Origin of the sequence: Streptomyces sp. NPDC059355 (genome assembly GCF_042752335.1) — a bacterium.
In the GTDB taxonomy this organism is placed as follows: Bacteria; Actinomycetota; Actinomycetes; order Streptomycetales; family Streptomycetaceae; genus Streptomyces.
Window position 1 is genome coordinate 1 of sequence record NZ_JBHYXN010000012.1, and the last position, 19,634, is coordinate 19,634.

Below are 19,634 nucleotides of genomic sequence, written 5' to 3' on the forward strand. Positions count from 1 at the left end.
GAGGTCGGTGAGAACAGCCTCGTTCACCCGTACGGGGTCATGTCCGACGTACCGCTGGCGTACGTCCCAGCCGGCGGCGGTACCGCCGGCGGGGCGGCCGCCCCGTATGAACGGAGCGAACCCGGGAAACCCGGTCTCGTCGGCCGTTTCGGGTGCGGTGTACAGCGGGCGGGTGGTGAGCCCGTCCTCGAGTTTCGTGGACAACGCGTCTTCTGCGGCTTCGCCGGATACGTCCTTGCCGGACTTGCGTAGAACGCCCTCTACCAGGCGCTGCCACTGCTCATGCGTCGCGTCAGGGAACTCGGCGGCCAAGGAGAGCCCGTCATCAGGCAGGACCGTCATGGCTCGAATGCTAGGGGGGTGGGCTTGTGAACGACTATAACCACCGGATGTGATCTCGCCCTCTCATGTGAGACGGGGAGGGTCACGAAAGAGCGTTGTGAGCAGCGGTGCAGCGTGGCGGGGCGTGGTGGGGCCGGTGTCGGGGGCGGGGTGGGGTGCCGTCCGGAGTGGGGCATGATTTATGGCGCCTTTTCCGGGTTGGTGACGTGCCCGGGACAGGGCGCCAACACATCACGTTTGACACTCCGGACGTCACCCCACCCCGCCCCCGACCCCTGCGGGCGACTTCGGCCGCGAGGGCGGGTGACGGCCGGGGTGTCGGCGCTGCGTGGCGGTCGCGTTGCGGGACCGTGAAATCCAGCCACGGTTTTCAGCCGTTCGGAGGCCTCGTGCTGCTTCCGGTGGCGTGGTCGAAAAGCCAGGTCAGAGGTGATGCGCCGGAGTGGGTCGGGGCCCCGGGGCGGGTTCGTTTCGGCGTGTCGGGCGGGGCTTGACCCGTACCGGAGTCGCTGCCAGGCTCCGAGCCATGTCCGCGTTCGAGCTTTTCGCCCCGCGGTTCCACACCACCGGCTCCTGTACCGCGCCGGGTGCGTGTCCGGGCCGCTGTCAGGCCCCGCGCCGCGCCTGAGCGCCGCCCCGGGTCCCGGCCGATGACCGTTCGGCCTGCCGCCGAACCGGCCCCCGGTCCCACGCCGGCCCGGGACGGCCCGCCTCCCGGCCGGCCCTCCGCCGTCGGCCGGTAGCACCCCGGCCGTTCTCCTTCGGTCTCCGGCCGGTTCCGCCCGGCCGACCGTCCAGCAGCAAGCCCGCCCGGCCTCCGGCCAACCAGCCTCCGGCCGCCCGACCCAAGGCCGACCCGGCCCGGGTCACGACCTGCTCGCCCCAGGTCAACGGGCCTGCCCAGCACCCCATGCCCCCGTCCTGCGGCAAACGCTGCCCGCAGGCCTGACCCTGCGCCGCGCTGCCCGGCCGAGCCGCCCCGCGCCCGGTCGCGGCCTTGCGCTGTCCGAACCGACCCCCAAGGAGTCCCCATGAGCACCGCCACCCGCACCCAGCCCACCGTCACCCGGATCGGCGGCCGCATCGGCGCCGAGATCGGGGGCGTGCGGCTCGGGGGCGAGCTTCCGGAGGAGGTCGTCGCCGAGGTCCGGGCCGCCCTCCTCGCCCACAAGGTCGTCTTCTTCCGCGACCAGGACCACCTCGACGAGGCCGGCCACGAAGCCTTCGCCCAGCTGCTCGGCACCCCCGTCGCCCACCCCACCGTGCCCTCCGCCGACGGCCGTTACGCCCTCGGCATCGACTCCCACCACGGCGCCCGTGCCAACCAGTGGCACACCGACGTCACCTTCGTCCCCGCCTACCCCGCCTTCTCCATCCTGCGCGCCGTCACCATCCCCCCGTACGGCGGCGACACCCTCTGGGCCAACACGGCCACCGCGTACGCCCACCTCCCCGAGCCGCTCCGCGTCCTCGCCGACAGCCTGCGCGCCGTTCACACCAACGAGTACGACTACGCCGCCCTCAAGCCCGAGGCGCTCCCCGAGGCCCTCGCCCAGTACCGCGAGGTGTTCACGTCCACGAAGTTCCGCACCGAGCACCCCGTCGTCCGCGTCCACCCCGAGACCGGCGAACGCACCCTGCTCCTCGGAAACTTCGTCCAGCGGATCGATGGCCTGACCGGTCAGGACTCCCGTGCACTGGTCGACCTCTTCCAGTCGCACATCGAGCGCCCCGAGAACACCGTCCGCTGGCAGTGGCAAGCCGGCGACGTCGCGATCTGGGACAACCGGGCCACCCAGCACTACGGCGTCGACGACTCCGACGACCACGAGCGCACCCTGCGCCGCGTGACGGTCGACGGCGACGTACCCGTCGGCCCGGACGGGGTCCCGTCCCGCCTGATCAGCCCGGAGACCGTCCCCGACCCGTCCTTCGGCATCCCGTCGGGCGCATCCGCCACCGCCTGACGCGACCCGCCCGTACCGCCGTACGACATCCCAGGAGGCACCGTGCCCAGCCTGCTCGCCCTCACCGGCAGCCCCTCCCCGCACTCCCGTACCGCCGTCGTCGCCGACCACGTGCTGCGCCGGCTCGCCCACGCCGGGTTCGACACCGCCCACCTCGCCGTACGGGAGCTCCCCGCCGCCGACCTCCTCGCCGCCCGCCGCGGTGAGCCCGAGATCCGCCGGGCCCTCGAAGCCGTCGCGGCGGCCGACGGGATCATCGTCGCGACCCCGGTCTACAAGGCCTCGTACACCGGCCTGCTCAAGGCCTTCCTCGATCTGCTGCCGCAGGACGGGCTGGCCGGCAAGACGGTCCTGCCGATCGCCACCGGCGGCAGCCTCGCCCACGTACTGACCCTCGACTACGCCCTGCGTCCGGTGCTCGCCGCGCTCGGGGCCCGGCACGTCACCGCAGGCCGGTTCGTCCTGGACTCCTCCGTGGAGCGAGGTACCGGCCCCGGCCGGCTGCGGCCCGAGGCGGAGCTGGACCTCTTCCAGGCCGTCGACGAGTTCGCCGAGGCGCTGAGCGCCGGTGCCTCGGCCGCCGCTTTCGTGACGACCGCACCGTAGCGGTCCAGAAACCCCTGATTTCGGACAAGGAACCCCGATGCCCGCAGCCCTCGTCTCCACCCGCACCTCCCGACGCCAGTTCCTCACCCTGCTCGGCATCTCGGCGGCGGCGGTGAGCTGCGGCACGGCCACCGCCTCCGGCGGATCCGGCAAGCAGGTCACGTCCCTGAAGTACCAGGGCGCCGTCGGCGCCGTCTCGCTCCCCGAACTGGCCGCGGACCTCGGCTACCTGGGCGGCCTGACCCTCGACTGGGTCGGCAACACCATCAGCGGCCCCCAGGACATCCAGTCCGCGGCCACCGGCCAGACCCACTTCGGCGGAGCCTTCAACGGCGCGATCGTCAAACTCGCCGCGAGCAAGGCCCAGATCCAGTCCGTCGTCTCCTACTACGGCTCCGACAAGGACACCTACCTCGGCTACTACGTCCTGGAGGACAGCCCGATCCGCTCGCCCCGCGACCTGATCGGCAAGAAGGTCGGCATGAACACCCTGGGCGCCCACGCCCAGGCGCTGCTGGACATCTACCTGGAGCGCAACGGCCTCTCCAAGGCGGATGCCGCGAAGGTCGAGTCCCTCGTGGTCCCGCCCGTCAACACCGAGCAGGCCCTGCGCCAGAAGCAGATCGAGGTCGGGGTGCTCAGCGGCGTCCTGCGGGACAAGGCCCTCGCCGCCGGCGGCATACGCCCGCTGTTCAAGGACTTCGAGCTGCTCGGCGCCTTCAGCGCCGGTTCGTACGTGATGACGCGGCGGTTCATCAAGGAGAACCCCGACACCGTACGGACCTTCACGACCGGCGTCGCCAAGGCCATCGACTGGTCCCGGACCACCCCGCGCGAGGAGGTCATCGCCCGGATGACCGAGATCGTCAAGAAGCGCGGCCGCAACGAGGACACCTCCACCCTCCAGTACTGGCGCTCGTACGGGGTGGCCGAGACCGGCGGCCGGATCGCCGACAAGGAGTTCCAGCTGTGGATCGACTGGCTCGGTGAGCGCGGCGAGATCAAGAAGGGCCAGCTGAAGCCCTCGGACCTGTACACGAACGAGTTCAACGGCCAGGGGAAGGGCTGAGCACCATGGCGAAGATCGTGTTCGAGTCCGTGACGAAGACCTTCCCGAGGAAGCAGGCCAAGGGGAGGAAGGCGAGGGGCGACGGCGGCAGCTTCACCGCGCTCGACGGCGTCGACCTGGAGATCGGAGCCGGGGAGTTCGTGGTGGTCGTCGGCCCCAGCGGCTGCGGCAAGTCCACCCTCCTGGACCTGCTGGGAGGACTGACCCGGCCCACCTCCGGCCGGATCCTGCTCGACGGCGAGCCGGTCACCGGGCCCGGCCTGGACCGGGGCATCGTCTTCCAGCAGTACGCCCTGCTGCCCTGGCGCACCGCCCTCGGCAACATCGAGTTCGGACTGGAGGCGACGGGCGTCCCCCGCCGTGAACGCACGGAGCGGGCCCGGGAGTTCCTTGACCTCGTCGGCCTCACCGGCTTCGAGGACCGCCACCCGCACGAGCTGTCCGGGGGCATGCGCCAGCGCGTGGCCATCGCCCGCTCGCTCGCCTACGACCCGGACGTCCTGCTGATGGACGAGCCGTTCGCCGCGCTCGACGCGCAGACCCGCGAATCCCTCCAGGACGAGCTGCGCCGCATCTGGCAGCGCACCGGCAAGACCGTCGTGTTCATCACGCACGGGATCGAGGAGGCCGTGTACCTCGGGCAGCGGGTGGCCGTGATGACCTCCCGCCCCGGCCGGATCAAGGAGGCCGTCCCCGTCTCCTTCGGCGACCGGGCCACCGGCGCCGGCGGGGAGGAGCTGCGCTCCAGCCCGGAATTCGCCCGCTACCGCCACGAGATCTGGACCCTGCTCCACGACGAGGTGGCCCGCGCCCAGCAACTGGAGAAGGAGGAGGCCACCGTATGAGCACCGGAACCGATACGAAGACCACCGAGGCCGAGGCGGTCCCCGGGAGCGGGGTGCGCACCCCCCGTACGCCCGCGCCGGCAGGGGAGCCGGTTCCGGCAGGGGAGCCGGCCCCGGCACGGGACTCCGCGCCCGCGCCCGTACCCGAACCGGCACCGGTACGCGAACCCGAGGCGGCCGCGGCTGCGGTCGCACCGGACACCCCGCGCGCCGTCGCCCGCCGACTGCGCGCCGTCGCCCACTGGCTGCGCGCCGCGGCCCTGCGCTCGGCGGCGATCCTCGCCCTGCTCGCGATCTGGGAGGCTGCGCCCAGGCTCGGACTGGTGGACTCCACCTTCCTCCCGCCGGTCAGCGAGGTCGCCGCGGCCTGGTGGGAACTGGCGGGCAACGGCCAGCTCGCCGAGCACACGCAGGCCAGCCTGGTCCGCTCGTTCGGAGGCTTCGGCATCGCCGTCGCCGTCGCGGTCCCGCTCGGCCTGCTCATCGGCTGGTACCGCCCCCTCGCGGTGCTGCTCGGCCCGCTGCTGGAGGTGTTCCGCAACACCGCGGCCCTCGCCCTGCTGCCGGTGTTCGTCCTGCTGCTCGGCATCGGGGAGACCTCGAAGGTCTCGATCGTCGTCTACGCCTGCGTCTGGCCGATCCTGCTGAACACCATCAGTGCCGTCGGCAACGCCGATCCGACCCTGGTCAGACTGGCCCGTTCCATGGACCTGTCGACGCCGAGGCTGTTCCAGAAGGTGATCCTGCCGGCCTCCGTACCGGCCGTCTTCACGGGCATCCGGCTGGCCGGGGCCGTCTCGATCCTGGTCCTCGTGGCCGCCGAGATGATCGGCGCCAAGGCGGGGCTCGGCTATCTGATCAACGCCTCGCAGTTCAACTTCGCGATCCCCGAGATGTACGCGGGCATCGTCACCATCTCGGCCATCGGCGTGGCGTTCAACCAGCTCCTCGTCACCGTCGAACGCCGCCTCAGCCTCTGGCGCGTCCCCGCCTGACACCCGTCTCTTCCATCCCGAGGAACACCATCATGACCGCACCCCGGACCCTGCACCTCAATGCCTTCCTCATGAACGCCGGGCACCACGACGCCGCCTGGCGGCATCCCGACAGCAGTCCCGAACGGGTCACCGACCTGCGGTACTTCCAGGACCTGGCGCGGACCGCCGAGCGGGGGCGGCTCGACTCGATCTTCTTCGCCGACGGGCTCGCCCTCTGGGGCAAGGCCCGCTACAACGCCCTCGGCGGGTTCGAGCCGCTCACCCTGCTCTCGGCCATCGCCGCCGTCACCGAGCACATCGGGCTCATCGCCACCGTCTCCACCACCTTCAACGAGCCGTTCCACCTCGCCCGCAAGTTCGCCTCCCTCGACCACATCAGCAACGGCCGGGCCGGCTGGAACATCGTCACCTCCGGCACCGTCGACGAGGCCCGCAACTTCGGCCAGGACGAGCACCTCGAACACGGCCTCCGCTACGACCGCGCCCGCGAGTTCCTCGACGTCGCCACCAAGCTCTGGGACAGCTGGGAGGACGACGCGATCGTCCTCGACAAGGAGCGCGGCATCTACGCCGACACCGACAAGCTCCACCCGGCCGCCCACCGCGGTACGTACTTCGGCGTCGCCGGCCCGCTGAACGTGCCCCGCTCCCCGCAGGGCCACCCGCTGCTCGTCCAGGCCGGCTCCTCGGAGGACGGCAAGGAGTTCGCCGCGCAGTACGCCGAGGCCGTCTTCACCGCCCAGCAGACGCTCGCCGACGGGCAGACCTTCTACAAGGACCTCAAGTCGCGTCTCGCGAAGTACGGCCGGACCGAGTCCGACCTGCTCGTCCTGCCCGGCATCGCCCCCGTCATCGGCTCGACCGAGGCCGAGGCCAAGGCCCTGGAGCAGCAGCTCACCGATCTCCAGGTGCCGGAGTACGGGCTCGCCCAGCTCTCCGGCATGCTCGGCACCGACCTGACCGGCCTGCCCCTCGACGGCCCGCTGCCCGAGCTCCCCGAGGAGCGGGACATCAACGGCAACAAGAGCCGTTTCACGCTCGTCGCCGAACTGGCCCGCCGCGACGGCCTCAGCCTGCGCGACCTGATCGCCCGCCTCGGCGCCGGCCGCGGCCACCGCGTCTTCGCCGGCACGCCCGAGCAGATCGCCGACCAGCTGGAGGAGTGGTTCACCCGGGGCGCCGCCGACGGGTTCAACATCATGGCGCCCGTACTGCCGACCGGTCTCACCGACTTCGTCGACCACGTCGTGCCGATCCTGCAGCGGCGCGGCCTCTTCCGCACCGAGTACACCGGTACCACCCTGCGCGAGAACTACGGCCTCGGGCGCCCGGCGAACCGGTACGCGCCGGCCGTCGCCTGACGGGCCCGCCGCCCGCCGCCCGCCGCCGGAGCTCCGCGCTCCGGCGGCTTCCGCGCGTCGTCAGACGGTCAGGACGATCTTTCCCCGGGTACGGCCCGCCGCGCTGAGCTCCCAGGCCCTCGCGGCCTCGGCGAGCGGCAGGGCGTGCTCCACACTGACCGTGAGCCCGCCCGTGTCGGCGAGTTCCGCCAGGAACGTCAGGTCGGCGGTGTCCGGGCGCACCCACAGCTGGTGCGCGCCCTTGGCGGCGGCCTCGTAGTCGGCGATGGAGACCACCCGGCCGCGCTCGGTGACGAGCGACTGGAGGATCTCGACGGCGCCGTCCCCGAAGAAGTCCAGCCCCGCGTCGACGCCTTCGGGGGCGAGTGCGCGGATCCGGTCCGCCATGCCCTCCCCGTACAGGACGGGCTCGGCGCCGAGCGAGCGCAGGTAGTCGTGGTTGTGCGCGCCGGCCGTGCCGATGACGCGCAGGCCGAGCGCGACGGCGATCTGTACGCCGAAGGAGCCGGTGCCGCCGGCCGCGGAGTGGATGACGACGGTCTCGCCGGACTTGAGGCCGACGCGCCGGAGGGACTGGTACGCGGTGAGCCCGGCCAGCGGGAGGCCCGCGGCCTGCTCGAAGCCGAGGGAACGGGGCTTGCGGGCCAGCGTCCGCACGGGGGCCGAGACGAGTTCGGCGTAGGTGCCGAGCTCGACCCACTCCTTGCGGACGTACCCGTAGACCTCGTCGCCGACGGCGAAGTCGAAGGTGTCGGGGCCGACGGCCTCGACGATTCCGGCCACGTCCCAGCCGGGTATGACGGGGTGGCGGACCTCGAGGATCGGGTCGAGGTATCCGGCGGCGAGCTTCCAGTCGACCGGGTTGACACCGGCCGCCTTGACCCGGACCAGCACCTCGCCCGGGCCGACCTTGGGCCGCGGTACGTCAACGAGCTTGAGGTTCCCGGAAGTTCCGTATGCGTCGTATGTGATTGCCTTCATGATCGTCCCCAACGGGACCCCCGGCGGGCCTATTCCCGTGCGGACCGCTCAGGCGGGCAGGCTGTTGCGGTGCGAGCGCCGCCGGGCCGCGCTGAACAGGGCCTGGATCTGCACCCCGGACTGCTCGACGTCGTCGAGCGGCGAAGGGAACGGGAGCCGCACGTCCTGGTGGCCGCGGTGCAGCTCCAGCCGCAGGGTGATCCCGTACCGGTCCATGGCGAGCGGCAGCACGCGGACGATGGCGGCGGCGGGCAGCGGCCGGACCAGGCGCAGGAGGAGCGTGACGAGCTCGGCGTGGTCGTCGAGGAGGTGCGTGAGCATGCCGGCCTCGTACGGGGCGAGGGGGTCGGGGCAGGCCGCGTCGAGCTCTTCGAGGCCGACCCAGGTGCGTCCCTCGTCGGTCTCCAGGACGGCCCGGCCGAATTCCATGCAGGTGGAATCGGCGCCTTCGTCCGTGTAGGGAGTGAGCAGGCGGCCCGTGATCGTGACGCGGGCGCGGACCCGGTCCCGTACGGGGGTGGGGGCGATGTCGGTGAACTCCAGCCGGATCGAGGGCCGGTACTCGGATTCGCCGCCCGGTTCGGACGGGTGCAGGTGCAGCCGGCCCATCGGGTCCGATCCGTCGAGGTGGCGGACCTCGCTGCTGAGCCCGTCCGTGACCACGGTCATGGAGTGGGCGGCGGCCAGGATCGACCGGACCCGCTCGGCATCGGTGGGCCGGCCGGCGGCCGGGGTGGCGGGGGCGGCACCGGGCATGCGCATGCGGGATCTCTCCATCGTCCTGGGCGAGTGACTTAGGTATGCCTAACCTAATCTATTTGCCTCTGCGGGAGTACCCCGTGTCACTCGTGTCGTTGTTGGGCTGAACGGGTGAAACGCGAGAGGATGGGGGGATGCACATGAAGCGCACGGCCGAGGCGGCCCGGTGAGCAGGTACGACGTCACGGACGAACAGTGGGAGGGGCTCGCGCAGGTGGTCCCCCTGCGCAGTCGCAACGAGTGGCCCTCCCGGGTGGACCACCGCACGATCCCCACGGCGCCGGCGGCGTCCGCGGCGGAGCAGCGGCGCTTCGTCGTGATCCGGGTCCAGGTCTTCGCCGACGCGCGGGAGGTGGCCGAGTACCTGATCGCACAGATCCCGGTGCTGCTCGACCTCACCGGCGCGGACGGCGAAGTGGCCAAGCGGATCCTCGACTTCAGCAGCGGAGTGGTCTTCGGGCTGGGCAGCGGGATGCACCGGGTCGACCGGAACGTCTTCCTGCTGGCGCCCGTCGGGACCGAGGTCGAGGGGATCGCGGCCGCCGCCGTCCCCCGATCGTAGGAAGGTCGCGAGGGCGGAACGGTTCGCCGGTCCCACCGGGGGCCCGGCGGCCCGTACCGTCCGACGCATGGACGCCACCTTGGGCTCGGGCGCGCCGGGGGCCACGGCCCCTGACCGCGCCGGGTCATCCACCGCCGTTGCCGACGACGCGATCCCGCCTGCCGCCGTGCACCATAGGCCCGTCGTCACCGGGTTGCGGCTCTCCGCCTTCGGGGCGCACCGCGGCGCCGTCCTCGCGCTGGGGCCCGTGACCTTCCTCGCCGGGCCCAGCGGCAGCGGCAAGTCCCAGGTCCTGGCCGCCTACGAGGCGCTGGCCGGACTCGGGGCCGGGGCCACGCTGGAGGAGGCGTTCCCCGATCCGACGGGCCGGATCCCCGACCGGGCCCTGCCGGACGGCCAGGGTCGGCGCGGATTCCGCATCGGCTGCACCGTCGACGGCCCCGCCGGGCCCGTCCGCCTCGACCTCGCCGTACAGGCCGAGCCCACGCTCCGGATCGTCGGGGAGCGGCTCGCGGCCGACGGGCAGATCCTGCTCGCCACCGCCCTGCGCGACCCCGGCCGGCGCTCCGTGCAGGCCTCCTGGCTGACCGGCGGAGCCGTCGGCGTCACCCGGGCCCCGCTCCCCGACGACCGGCTCGGCACCGCCCTGCTCCCGCTGCGCGTCGCCGGCTCCACGGCCGGGCAGCGCCAGGTCCTCGCGGCCGCCGAGCAGGTGGTGGTGGCGCTGCGCTCGGCGTTCTCCTGCGACCCGCGTCCCGACCGGATGCGCGCACCCGTCCTGCCGGGCGAGGGCAGGCTGCTCGGCGACTGCGCCAACCTGGCCGACGTCCTGCGCCGGACCCGCCACGAATGCGGCACCCGCCACGCGCTGCTCGCCGCGGCGGCACGCACCGGCTGTGCGGGCCCGGTGGAGGGCCTGGACGTACGGGCTCCCGCGCACGGCCCGGTCACGGCGGTGCTGGACCGCGGCCGAGCCGGACCCGCCACGGAACTGGGCCGGCTCGGCGCGGGCGAGCTCCGCTTCCTCGCGCTGGCGCTGGTCCTGCTGACCGGCCCGGGGGTGCTCGCCATGGACCCGGCCGCCGAGCTGCTCTCCGCCCGGCAGGCGCTGACCGTCCTCGCCGACGGCTTCGACCGTGATCTGGACCGGCGGCAGAGTGCCGAACTGCTGCGGCTGGCCCTGCTGTCCTGCGGCCGCGGCCATGTCCGGCTGCTCGCGGCGGTGGGGGAGGAGGCGGCCGCGGCCGGCCGGGCGACCCCGGGGGTGACGGTGGTAGACCTGAGGCCATGAGCGATGAGCAGGACGTACAGCACGGGGACGAGCCGGGCCCGCGGGATCCGCGACCGGGAGAGCGGCTGCACCAACTCCAGCGCAGGCTGGACGAGTTCGCCGCCGAGCGCGGTTGGGAGCCGTATCACACGCCCAAGAACCTGGCGGCGGCGCTGAGCGTGGAAGCGTCCGAACTGGTCGAAATCTTCCAGTGGCTGACCCCGGAACAGTCGGCCGAGGTCATGGAGAAGCCGGAAACCGCGCACCGCGTGGCCGATGAGGTGGCCGACGTACTGGCGTATCTGCTGCAATTCTGTGAGGTTCTCGGGGTGGATGTGCTCGATGCGCTCGCCGCGAAGATCGAGAGGAACGAGCTCCGCTTCCCGGTGACAGGGCCTCCGACATCGAATTGTCACTCTTCGGAGTGATGGCGTCGTCCACAACCATGTTTGTGTCCACAGATTTCCGAATACCCCTGGCTTTACTGGCCCATTGCCCTCACTCTGGGTAGTGGTGAGGATGGCGGATGTCGTGCGGACGGGGGACGGCATATGGATGCGGTACGGCTCATCGCGGCCGGCCGGCACGCGCTGGCACAGAGCGGGGCGGCGATGGACATCGTGGGCGAGGCCTGGCAGGCCCAGGCGCTCGCACAGGGGATCGGGAGCTGGCTGGCGGTCACGGGGCCGCCGGAGCTGAGATCGGAGGCACGGGGACTGGGTGAAGCGGGGGGCAGAGGATGCGGGGTGCTCGACAGAGCGGCCCTGCGCGGAGAGGGCAGCGCGCCCGACTATCCGCCGAGAGCCGCACAGCTGACCGAGGTGGCGGATGTCCGCCAGGCTCTGCTCGGACTGCAGGCGCTGCTCGGCGAAGTGGGGATAGCCCTGGTCGGGGTGGCCTGCGCGACGGACGACGAAGGCCTGTACTGGCAGTGCATAGAGTCCATAGACGCGGCCGACGAATCGAGTGACCGGGTCCGGGCCGTCCTGCGCCGGCTGACGGTCCGCGAACGGGGGTCCGCCTCGGGTGTGGCCTGACGGGAGAGCATGGTCCACGTGGCCTGACGGGAGAACGGTGAGAGCGGAATCGCGGGTCCCGCCGCGCGCGACGGGACCCGCACGGTCATCCGACCGGCACGGTCAGTACGACCGGTAGGGCGGGCGCTCGCTGTCGGGGGTACGGCTGCCCGGGGTCAGCGGCGCGCCGGGGCCGCGGTCCGTGGAGGACTGGAGGTCGGCGTCGAGCTGCGACAGGTCGGCGTTCAGCGCCGCCATCAGCTGTTCCAACTGCTGGAGCAGGCCCTTCGGCGCGCCGCCCCGGGCGGCCGCCGCGGGCTCCTGCCGTGCTTGGTCGTGTGCTGCCTGTCCGGTCTGTCCGACGTGCTCGGGCGCGGACCCGTGGGACATGGGGGCCTCCTCGGCCCTGGCCCTTCCAAGGCGGAAGGGGGCGGTGGACGCATCGGCGAAAGGCCGCCGGCGCGCGGGCCGGGCGGTCCGGCTCCGTCCGAGCCAACGATCCCCATCCGGGCCGGTCACTGGCCGGACCCGGGGTGGACCGTCCGGTCGAGGCAGATTCACCCTGCCGGGGTGGGCGAGGCAGGATGGGAGTCATGGATCTCCGTATCTTCACCGAGCCCCAGCAGGGCGCGAGCTACGACACCCTCCTGAGCGTCGCCAAGGCCACCGAGGACCTGGGCTTCGACGCCTTCTTCCGGTCGGACCACTATCTGAAGATGGGGTCGGCGGACGGCCTGCCGGGGCCCACCGACGCCTGGATCACGCTCGCGGGCCTGGCCAGGGAGACGCGGCGGATCCGGCTCGGCACGCTGATGACGGCCGGGACGTTCCGGCTGCCCGGCGTGCTCGCCATCCAGGTGGCCCAGGTCGACCAGATGTCCGGCGGCCGGGTCGAGCTGGGGCTGGGCGCGGGCTGGTTCGAGGAGGAGCACAAGGCGTACGGCATCCCGTTCCCGGCGGAGCGGATGGCCCGGCTGGAGGAGCAGCTGGCCATCGTGACCGGCCTGTGGGCGACCGAGCCCGGCGGCACCTTCGACTACACCGGCACCCACTACCGGGTGGAGAAGTCCCCGGCGCTGCCCAAGCCGGCCCAGGCCAAGGTGCCCGTGCTCATCGGCGGCCACGGCGCGAAGCGCACCCCGCGCCTGGCCGCGCGGTACGCGGACGAGTTCAACATGCCGTTCGCGTCGATCGCGGACAGCGAGCGGCAGTTCGGCCGGGTGCGCCGGGCCGCCGAGGAGGCCGGGCGGGGGGCCGACGAGCTCGTCTACTCCAACGCCCTGGTGGTGTGCGTCGGCAGGGACGACGCCGAGGTCGCCCGCCGGGCCGCCGCCATCGGCCGGGACGTGGACGAGCTCAAGGCCAACGGCCTGGCCGGCTCCCCGGCCGAGGTGGTGGAGAGGATCGGTGCCTACGCGGCCGTCGGCAGCTCCCGCGTCTACCTCCAGATGCTCGACCTCGACGACTTGGACCACCTGGAGCTGATCTCGGCCCAGGTGCTGTCCCAGCTCGGCTGAGGGAGGCGGAGGAACGGTGCCCCGCGCGTCCGGCCCGCTCGCCGAAGCCCTGGCCCGCAGGGTCGTGGTCCTCGACGGCGGGCTGAGCAACCAGCTCGCCGAACAGGGCTGCGACCTGTCCGGCGGGCTCTGGTCGGGCCGGGTGCTCGCCGAGCGGCCGGACCAGGTGGAGGCGGCCCACGCGGCGTACGCGCGGGCCGGGGCCGAGGTACTGATCACGGCCAGCTACCAGGTCGGGTACGAGGCCTTCGCCGCGCACGGCCACGACCGGGCCGAGACCACCGCCCTGCTGCACCGCAGCGTCGCGCTGGCCGCCCGGGCGGCCGAGGCCGCCGACCACGAGGTCTGGGTCGCCGCCTCGGTGGGCCCGTACGGGGCGGTGCTCGCGGACGGCTCCGAGTACCGCGGGCGGTACGGGCTGAGCGTGCGCGAGCTGGCCGCCTTCCACCGTCCGCGGATCGAGGCGCTGCTCGCGGCGGGCGCCGATGTCCTGGCTCTGGAGACGATCCCGGACGCGGAGGAGGCCGAAGCGCTGCTCGGCGTCCTCGCCGGGACGGGGGCGGCCGCCTGGCTGAGCTACACGGTGGCCGGCGCCCGCACCCGCGCCGGCCGGCCGCTCTCCGAGGCCTTCGCCCTCGCGGCCGGGGCGCCGGAGGTCATCGCGGTCGGCGTCAACTGCTGCGACCCGGCGGACGTCCTGCCCGCCCTGGAGGCGGCCGCCGCCGTCACGCCGAAGCCGCTCCTGGCCTACCCCAACGACGGCTCCGTCTGGGACGCCCCCACCGCCACCTGGCACGCCCCGGCCCACCCCGCACCCTGGCCTGTCGAGGCCTGGCGCACGGCGGGAGCCCGCCTGATCGGCGGCTGCTGCCGCATCGGCCCGGCGGGCATCGCCGAACTGGCCACCGGGATTTCCCGGGGTGGGACCGGTCATTGGCGCCAGCGGGGCTGACCGGGACCCTTGCAGGTGTAGGAGGTGCCCTTCTTGCTGACGCCGGACGCCCCGGCCGGGGAGCAGAACGCACCGGGCGTCACGGTGTTTCCGCCTCCGCCGCCGCTGTCGGACCCGCCGGAGGAGGAAGACCCGCCGGAGGAAGACCCTCCCGAGGAGGACCCCCCGGACGTGGATCCCCCGGAGGAAGAGCCGCCCGACGCGGAGCTGCCGGAGTCGTCGTCATCATGCGTCGGCACCGGCTCGGGGTGGAGCCGGGTGTTCGCCGCACCCGGGCAAGTGGTGCCCGGGGAAGCGAGCTTCAGTGCGGCGGTGGTGGTTCCGGGCGCGCTGATTTCCTTGCCCTCTTCGGGCTCCTGGAAGCAGACGGCCCAGTCGTCCACGGCGGCCGGCAGGGTGACGTCCGTGAAGGCGCTCTGCGGCTCGATCTTCCCGAAGCCGATCGGCCTGAGCGTCTCGGACGCCTTGGCGAAGGTCAGGCCGACGACCTTGGGCATCTTCGGATAGGGGATCGGATCCCCGTCCTTCGCGGGGCAGGGGGCGTCGGTGCGGACCACGCCGAAGTCGAGCGCGGGTATCGCACCGGCCTTCTCGGTGACCAGGCTCTGGAAGCACACCTTCCAGTCGGCCTCGGCCACTTGGGCGGCGCTGGCCTCGGAGGCGTCGTGCGAGAGCACCTGGAATCCCGCGGCGAGCGCGCCGGCTCTCGCCTCCTTGAGGTTCCGGCCGACGAGAGCGGGCGGCTCGGCCCGGCCGGGGCTCGCACTCGGCGAGGCGGACGCGAGGGCGGCCGGCTTGGCGTCGGCCTCCGCCTTCTTCGGCGGGTCGCCCAGGAAGGGTGTGAGGAACCACAGACCGGCCAGGACCGTCGCCACGATCTTCTTGGCCTGCCCCCACCGGCTGGTCCAGGCGAGCGCGATGCCCGCGGGCGGGATCACGACCAGCAGGGTGATGATCAGGGCGGGATGCTGCCACCAGCGGCGCACGGGCGCGGGCATGGGTGGGTAAGGCTGCGGCGGGTACACGGGAGAGGCCCTCCTGGGGCTGCCGGGATGCCGGGGGCACGGGGAACGACGTGATCCGCGGACCGTACAGCGCCGGGCGCAAGCGTGTCGGGCACTTGCCCGAATCGGGATCCGCGGGCGCCGCGGCGGGCGCACGCAGGGGGAAATCCAGTGGCCCCCGGCGACGGCGGCATCCATGCTGAGCTGCATGTTCCTGACGATCTCCACCACTGGCAGTGCTGAGCACCCGGCTACCGATCTGGGTTTTCTGCTGCACAAGCACCCTGGGAAGGTGCAGGCGTTCTCCACCTCCCACGGCGTCGCCCACGTCTTCTATCCCGAGGCCGCCGACGAACGGTGTACGGCGGCGCTGCTGCTGGAGGTGGATCCCGTCGCACTCGTGCGGCGCGGGCAGGGCAAGGGGCGGGGCGGGGCGCCCGACGCCGCGCTCGCGCAGTACGTCAACGACCGGCCGTACGCGGCCTCCTCGCTGCTCGCCGTCGCGCTCGGTTCCGTCTTCCGCAGTGCGCTGGGCGGCCGGTGCGCCGCCCGCCCCGAGCTGCCGGAGCAGGCCCGTCCGCTGCGGATCGAGATACCGGCGCTGCCCGCGCGCGGCGGGGTGGAGCTCGTGCACCGGCTCTTCGATCCGCTCGGCTGGGACCTCGTACGGGCCGAACCCGTACCGCTCGACGAGCAGTTCCCCGAGTGGGGGGACTCCCGGTACGTACGGCTCGTGCTGGAGGGTGAGCTGCGGCTCGCCGACGCCCTGCGGCAGCTCTACGTCCTGCTGCCCGTGCTCGACGACGCCAAGCACTACTGGGTCGCACCCGACGAGGTCGACAAGCTGCTGCGCGCCGGAGACGGCTGGCTGGCCGCGCACCCCGAGAACGGGCTGATCAGCGCACGCTATCTCGCCCGGCACAAAGGGCTGACCCGCGACGCCCTGGACCGGTTGGAGCTGCTGAGGCTGGCCGAGGCGGACGGCAGCGAGGTCGAGGAGCTCGACAACGCCGTGGACGCGAACCGTGACACCGAGGAGAAGCCCGTGCCGCTCGCCGTGCAGCGGCGCGAGGCGATCCTCGGCGCGCTGCGCGCCGCCGGCGCCGCCCGGGTCCTCGACCTCGGTTGCGGCCAGGGGCAGCTGGTGCAGGCCCTCCTCAAGGAGCCGGCCTTCACCGAGATCGTCGGAGTCGACGTGTCCATGCGGGCCCTCGGCACGGCCGCCAAGCGGCTGCGCCTGGAGCGGATGGGGGAGAAGCAGAGCAGCCGCGTCCAGCTGCTCCAGGGCTCGCTCGCCTACACCGACAAGCGGCTGGCCGGCTACGACGCGGCCGTGCTCAGCGAGGTCATCGAGCACCTGGACCTGCCGCGGCTGCCCGCCCTGGAGTACGCGGTGTTCGGCGCGGCCCGCCCCCGCACCGTCCTCGTCACCACCCCCAACGTCGAATACAACGTCCGCTGGGAGACCCTGCCCGCCGGGCACGTCCGGCACGGCGACCACCGCTTCGAGTGGAGCCGCGGGGAGTTCCGGGGCTGGGCCGCATCCGTGGCCGGCCGCCACGGGTACGAGGCCGCCTTCGTGCCCGTCGGCGAGGACGACCCCGAGGTGGGGCCGCCCACCCAGATGGCCGTTTTCACTCGGATCGACGCCGATACCCGGAAGACCGATACCCAGAAGGAGGGTGAGGTCGCATGACCACCAACGGCACGCGCGTGCTCCCCGTCACCGACCTGTCCCTCGTCGTCCTGATCGGGGCCACCGGATCCGGGAAGTCCACCTTCGCCCGCAAGCACTTCAAGCCCACCGAGGTCATCTCCTCCGACTACTGCCGGGGCCTCGTCGCCGACGACGAGAACGATCAGAGTGCGAGCCGTGACGCCTTCGAGGTCCTGCACTACATCGCCGGCAAGCGCCTCGCGGCCGGCCGCCTGACCGTCGTCGACGCCACCAGCGTGCAGGCCGAGGCCCGCCGCCGGCTGGTGCAGCTCGCCCGCGAGCACGACGTCCTGCCGATCGCCATCGTCCTCGACATGCCCGAAGAGGTCTGCGCCGAACGCAACGCCACCCGCCCCGACCGGGCCGGGCTGCCCCGCGCCGTCATCCAGAGGCACCGGCGCGACCTGCGCCGCTCGCTGCGCGGACTGGAGCGCGAGGGCTTCCGCAAGGTGCACGTGCTGCGCACTCCGCAGGAGGCCGAGGCCGCCGAGGTGGTGCTGGAGAAGAGGTTCAACGACCTCACCCACCTCACCGGCCCCTTCGACATCATCGGTGACATCCACGGCTGTTCCTCCGAGCTGGAGACCCTGCTCGGCAAGCTCGGGTACGAGGACGGCGTCCACCCCGAGGGCCGCACCGCCGTGTTCGTCGGTGACCTCGTCGACCGCGGCCCGGACAGCCCCGGCGTCCTGCGCCGGGTGATGGCCATGGTCGGCTCCGGCAACGCCCTGTGCGTGCCCGGGAACCACGAGAACAAGCTCGGCCGCCATCTCAAGGGCTCCAAGGTCCAGCGGACCCACGGGCTCGCCGAGACGATCGAGCAGCTCGGCCACGAGCCGGAGGAGTTCGTCCAGGAGGTACGGGAGTTCATCCGCGGCCTGGTCAGCCACTACGTGCTCGACGGCGGCAAGCTGGTGGTCTGCCACGCCGGCCTGCCCGAGAAGTACCACGGGCGCACCTCCGGCCGGGTCCGCTCGCACGCCCTCTACGGGGAGACCACCGGCGAGACCGACGAGTTCGGCCTGCCCGTGCGTTACCCGTGGGCCGAGGAGTACCGCGGCAAGGCGGTCGTGGTCTACGGCCACACCCCGGTCCCGAACACGGCCTGGATCAACAACACCATCTGCCTGGACACCGGCGCCGTCTTCGGCGGGAAGATGACCGCCCTGCGCTGGCCCGAGCGCCAACTGGTCGACGTACCGGCCGAGAAGGTCTGGTACGAGCCGGTCAAGCCGCTCGCCGCCGAGGCGCCGGGCGGACACGAGGGGCGCCCGCTCGACCTGGGCGACGTCCACGGGCGCCGGATCGTCGAGACCCGGCACCTGGGCAACGTCACCGTGCGCGAGGAGAACGCGGCGGCGGCCCTGGAGGTCATGAGCCGCTTCGCGGTGGACCCGAGGCTGGTCCCGTACCTGCCGCCGACCATGGCGCCGACCGCCACCTCGCAGGAGGAGGGCTACCTGGAGCACCCGGCCGAGGCCTTCGCCCAGTACCGCAAGGACGGCATCGCCCAAGTCGTGTGCGAGGAGAAGCACATGGGCTCCCGGGCCACCGTCCTCGTCTGCAAGGACGCCGAGGCGGCCCGCGAGCGCTTCGGCGTCGAGGGCCCGACCGGTTCCGTCTACACCCGCACCGGACGGCCCTTCTTCCAGGACCCCGAGGTCACCGAGGAGGTCCTCACCCGGCTCCGGGGCGCCATCGCCGACGCGGGTCTGTGGGAGGAACTGGGCACCGACTGGCTGCTGCTGGACGGGGAGCTGCTGCCCTGGTCCCTGAAGTCCACCGGCCTGCTGCGCAACCAGTACGCGGCCGTCGGCGCGGCCTCCCGCGCCGTCTTCCCGGACGCCCTCGGCGCGCTGGCCGCGACCGCCGGGCGGGGCGTCGACACCGGAGGCCTGCTCGCCCGCCAGCGGGACCGGGCCGCCGACGCCGAGCGGTTCACCGAGGCGTACCGGCGTTACTGCTGGACCACCGACGGGCTGGACGGCGTACGGTTCGCGCCGTTCCAGCTGCTGGCGGCGGCCGGGCGCGCGCTGGCCGCCGTACCGCACGACGAGCAGCTGTTCTGGCTGGACCGGCTCGCCGCCGCGGACGAGGCCGCCGGCACCGGGCTGCTGCGCCGCACGGGCCGGATCCTGGTCGACACCGCCGACGAGGACTCCGTACGGGCGGGCACCGACTGGTGGCTGGAGCTGACGGCCGCGGGCGGCGAGGGCATGGTCGTCAAGCCGCTCCAGGCGTACGCCCGCGACGGCAAGGGCCGACTGGTCCAGCCCGGGGTCAAGGTGCGCGGGCGCGAGTACCTGCGGATCATCTACGGCCCGGAGTACACGCGTCCGGAGCAGCTGGAGAAGCTGCGCCGGCGGTTCCCGGGGCACAAGCGCTCACTCGCCCTGCGCGAGTACGCGCTCGGGCTGGAGGGCCTGGACCGGCTGGCGGGCGAGGAGCCGCTGTGGCGGGTGCACGAGGCGGTCTTCGCGGTGCTCGCCCTCGAATCGGAGCCGGTCGACCCCCGGTTGTGAGCGGAGGCAGGTCGGCAGAGCCGTAAAGGTGAGGCCCCTGTACGGCCGTGAATTAGGTCGTATGGGGGAACTTTCCCGAAGAACGCCGGGAAAACCACCGGCGGGATCGTTCATTCAGGGCAGCGGAATGTCCGCGAACCTGGAAG

Annotated in this window: 19 protein-coding genes; 14 read left to right on the top strand and 5 right to left on the bottom strand. The window is 72.7% G+C overall.

The features are described 5' to 3' along the window. Positions 1-342 (bottom strand): methylmalonyl-CoA mutase family protein (locus ACFXGI_RS14100; protein WP_384705774.1); only part of this gene is annotated, 342 nt, incomplete at its 3' end. 1,031 nt (positions 343-1,373) lie between these two features. On the opposite strand from ACFXGI_RS14100, the gene ACFXGI_RS14105 reads away from it, so the two are divergent. Genes ACFXGI_RS14105 through ACFXGI_RS14130 form a run of 6 tightly spaced genes read left to right on the top strand, consistent with a single transcriptional unit; the run spans position 1,374 to position 7,188 of the window. Continuing rightward, complete coding sequence (locus ACFXGI_RS14105; RefSeq protein ID WP_384705776.1) at positions 1,374-2,309, top strand: TauD/TfdA dioxygenase family protein; 936 nt, start codon at positions 1,374-1,376, stop codon at positions 2,307-2,309. A gap of 42 nt (positions 2,310-2,351) precedes the next feature. Next, positions 2,352-2,915 (top strand): NADPH-dependent FMN reductase, encoded by a 564-nt coding sequence (ssuE, locus tag ACFXGI_RS14110; protein ID WP_229336070.1) that lies wholly within the window; start codon positions 2,352-2,354, stop codon positions 2,913-2,915. Between the two features lie 37 nt (positions 2,916-2,952). After that, on the top strand, positions 2,953-3,984 hold the full coding sequence (locus ACFXGI_RS14115) for an ABC transporter substrate-binding protein (protein WP_384705778.1): 1,032 nt from the start codon (positions 2,953-2,955) through the stop codon (positions 3,982-3,984). A gap of 5 nt (positions 3,985-3,989) precedes the next feature. Beyond that, positions 3,990-4,829: an ABC transporter ATP-binding protein gene (locus tag ACFXGI_RS14120; protein ID WP_384705780.1), complete on the top strand. Its 840-nt coding sequence runs from the start codon at positions 3,990-3,992 to the stop codon at positions 4,827-4,829. Next, positions 4,826-5,824, top strand: coding sequence for an ABC transporter permease (locus ACFXGI_RS14125; RefSeq protein ID WP_384705782.1), 999 nt, complete (start codon positions 4,826-4,828; stop codon positions 5,822-5,824). Before ACFXGI_RS14120 ends, ACFXGI_RS14125 begins: the two co-directional genes overlap by 4 nt. A gap of 32 nt (positions 5,825-5,856) precedes the next feature. Further along, entirely contained in the window at positions 5,857-7,188 is a 1,332-nt protein-coding gene (locus ACFXGI_RS14130) for an LLM class flavin-dependent oxidoreductase (protein ID WP_384705784.1), read from the top strand. Between the two features lie 60 nt (positions 7,189-7,248). Here the strand turns inward: ACFXGI_RS14130 and ACFXGI_RS14135 are convergent, their stop codons facing one another. Together ACFXGI_RS14135 and ACFXGI_RS14140 are read right to left on the bottom strand one after the other, a co-directional pair. Further along, positions 7,249-8,169: an NADP-dependent oxidoreductase gene (locus ACFXGI_RS14135; protein ID WP_384705786.1), complete on the bottom strand. Its 921-nt coding sequence runs from the start codon at positions 8,167-8,169 to the stop codon at positions 7,249-7,251. A gap of 48 nt (positions 8,170-8,217) precedes the next feature. Continuing rightward, positions 8,218-8,931 carry a DUF2470 domain-containing protein gene (locus ACFXGI_RS14140; protein WP_384705788.1) on the bottom strand — a complete coding sequence of 238 codons (714 nt, stop codon included), beginning with the start codon at positions 8,929-8,931 and terminating at the stop codon, positions 8,218-8,220. 163 nt (positions 8,932-9,094) lie between these two features. Here ACFXGI_RS14140 and ACFXGI_RS14145 point away from each other — a divergent pair, with 163 nt between their 5' ends. From ACFXGI_RS14145 to ACFXGI_RS14160, 4 genes are all read left to right on the top strand, one after another. After that, on the top strand, positions 9,095-9,490 hold the full coding sequence (locus ACFXGI_RS14145; RefSeq protein ID WP_384705790.1) for a cell division protein SepF: 396 nt from the start codon (positions 9,095-9,097) through the stop codon (positions 9,488-9,490). A 67-nt stretch (positions 9,491-9,557) separates the two neighbouring features. Continuing rightward, positions 9,558-10,781 (top strand): ATP-binding protein, encoded by a 1,224-nt coding sequence (locus tag ACFXGI_RS14150; protein WP_384705792.1) that lies wholly within the window; start codon positions 9,558-9,560, stop codon positions 10,779-10,781. Further along, entirely contained in the window at positions 10,778-11,188 is a 411-nt protein-coding gene (locus ACFXGI_RS14155; RefSeq protein WP_384705794.1) for a nucleotide pyrophosphohydrolase, read from the top strand. The genes ACFXGI_RS14150 and ACFXGI_RS14155 overlap by 4 nt, the downstream gene beginning before the upstream one ends. A gap of 123 nt (positions 11,189-11,311) precedes the next feature. Next, positions 11,312-11,797, top strand: coding sequence for a DUF6099 family protein (locus ACFXGI_RS14160; RefSeq protein WP_384705796.1), 486 nt, complete (start codon positions 11,312-11,314; stop codon positions 11,795-11,797). 102 nt (positions 11,798-11,899) lie between these two features. On the opposite strand, the gene ACFXGI_RS14165 is transcribed toward ACFXGI_RS14160, so the two are convergent. After that, on the bottom strand, positions 11,900-12,166 hold the full coding sequence (locus tag ACFXGI_RS14165; RefSeq protein WP_384705798.1) for a hypothetical protein: 267 nt from the start codon (positions 12,164-12,166) through the stop codon (positions 11,900-11,902). A 203-nt stretch (positions 12,167-12,369) separates the two neighbouring features. Here ACFXGI_RS14165 and ACFXGI_RS14170 point away from each other — a divergent pair, with 203 nt between their 5' ends. Further along, positions 12,370-13,293, top strand: a complete 924-nt coding sequence (locus ACFXGI_RS14170) for an LLM class F420-dependent oxidoreductase (protein ID WP_384705800.1) — start codon at positions 12,370-12,372, stop codon at positions 13,291-13,293. Between the two features lie 16 nt (positions 13,294-13,309). Continuing rightward, on the top strand, positions 13,310-14,245 hold the full coding sequence (gene mmuM / locus ACFXGI_RS14175) for a homocysteine S-methyltransferase (RefSeq protein WP_384705803.1): 936 nt from the start codon (positions 13,310-13,312) through the stop codon (positions 14,243-14,245). Here the strand turns inward: mmuM and ACFXGI_RS14180 are convergent. Then, positions 14,224-15,243 carry a PASTA domain-containing protein gene (locus ACFXGI_RS14180; protein ID WP_384705805.1) on the bottom strand — a complete coding sequence of 340 codons (1,020 nt, stop codon included), beginning with the start codon at positions 15,241-15,243 and terminating at the stop codon, positions 14,224-14,226. The genes mmuM and ACFXGI_RS14180 overlap by 22 nt on opposite strands. 214 nt (positions 15,244-15,457) lie before the next feature. Here ACFXGI_RS14180 and ACFXGI_RS14185 point away from each other — a divergent pair, with 214 nt between their 5' ends. Both ACFXGI_RS14185 and ACFXGI_RS14190 read left to right on the top strand, forming a co-directional pair. After that, positions 15,458-16,945, top strand: coding sequence for a 3' terminal RNA ribose 2'-O-methyltransferase Hen1 (locus tag ACFXGI_RS14185; RefSeq protein ID WP_384705807.1), 1,488 nt, complete (start codon positions 15,458-15,460; stop codon positions 16,943-16,945). Continuing rightward, on the top strand, positions 16,942-19,488 hold the full coding sequence (locus tag ACFXGI_RS14190) for a polynucleotide kinase-phosphatase (protein WP_384705809.1): 2,547 nt from the start codon (positions 16,942-16,944) through the stop codon (positions 19,486-19,488). The genes ACFXGI_RS14185 and ACFXGI_RS14190 overlap by 4 nt, the downstream gene beginning before the upstream one ends. Positions 19,489-19,634 lie beyond the last annotated feature (146 nt).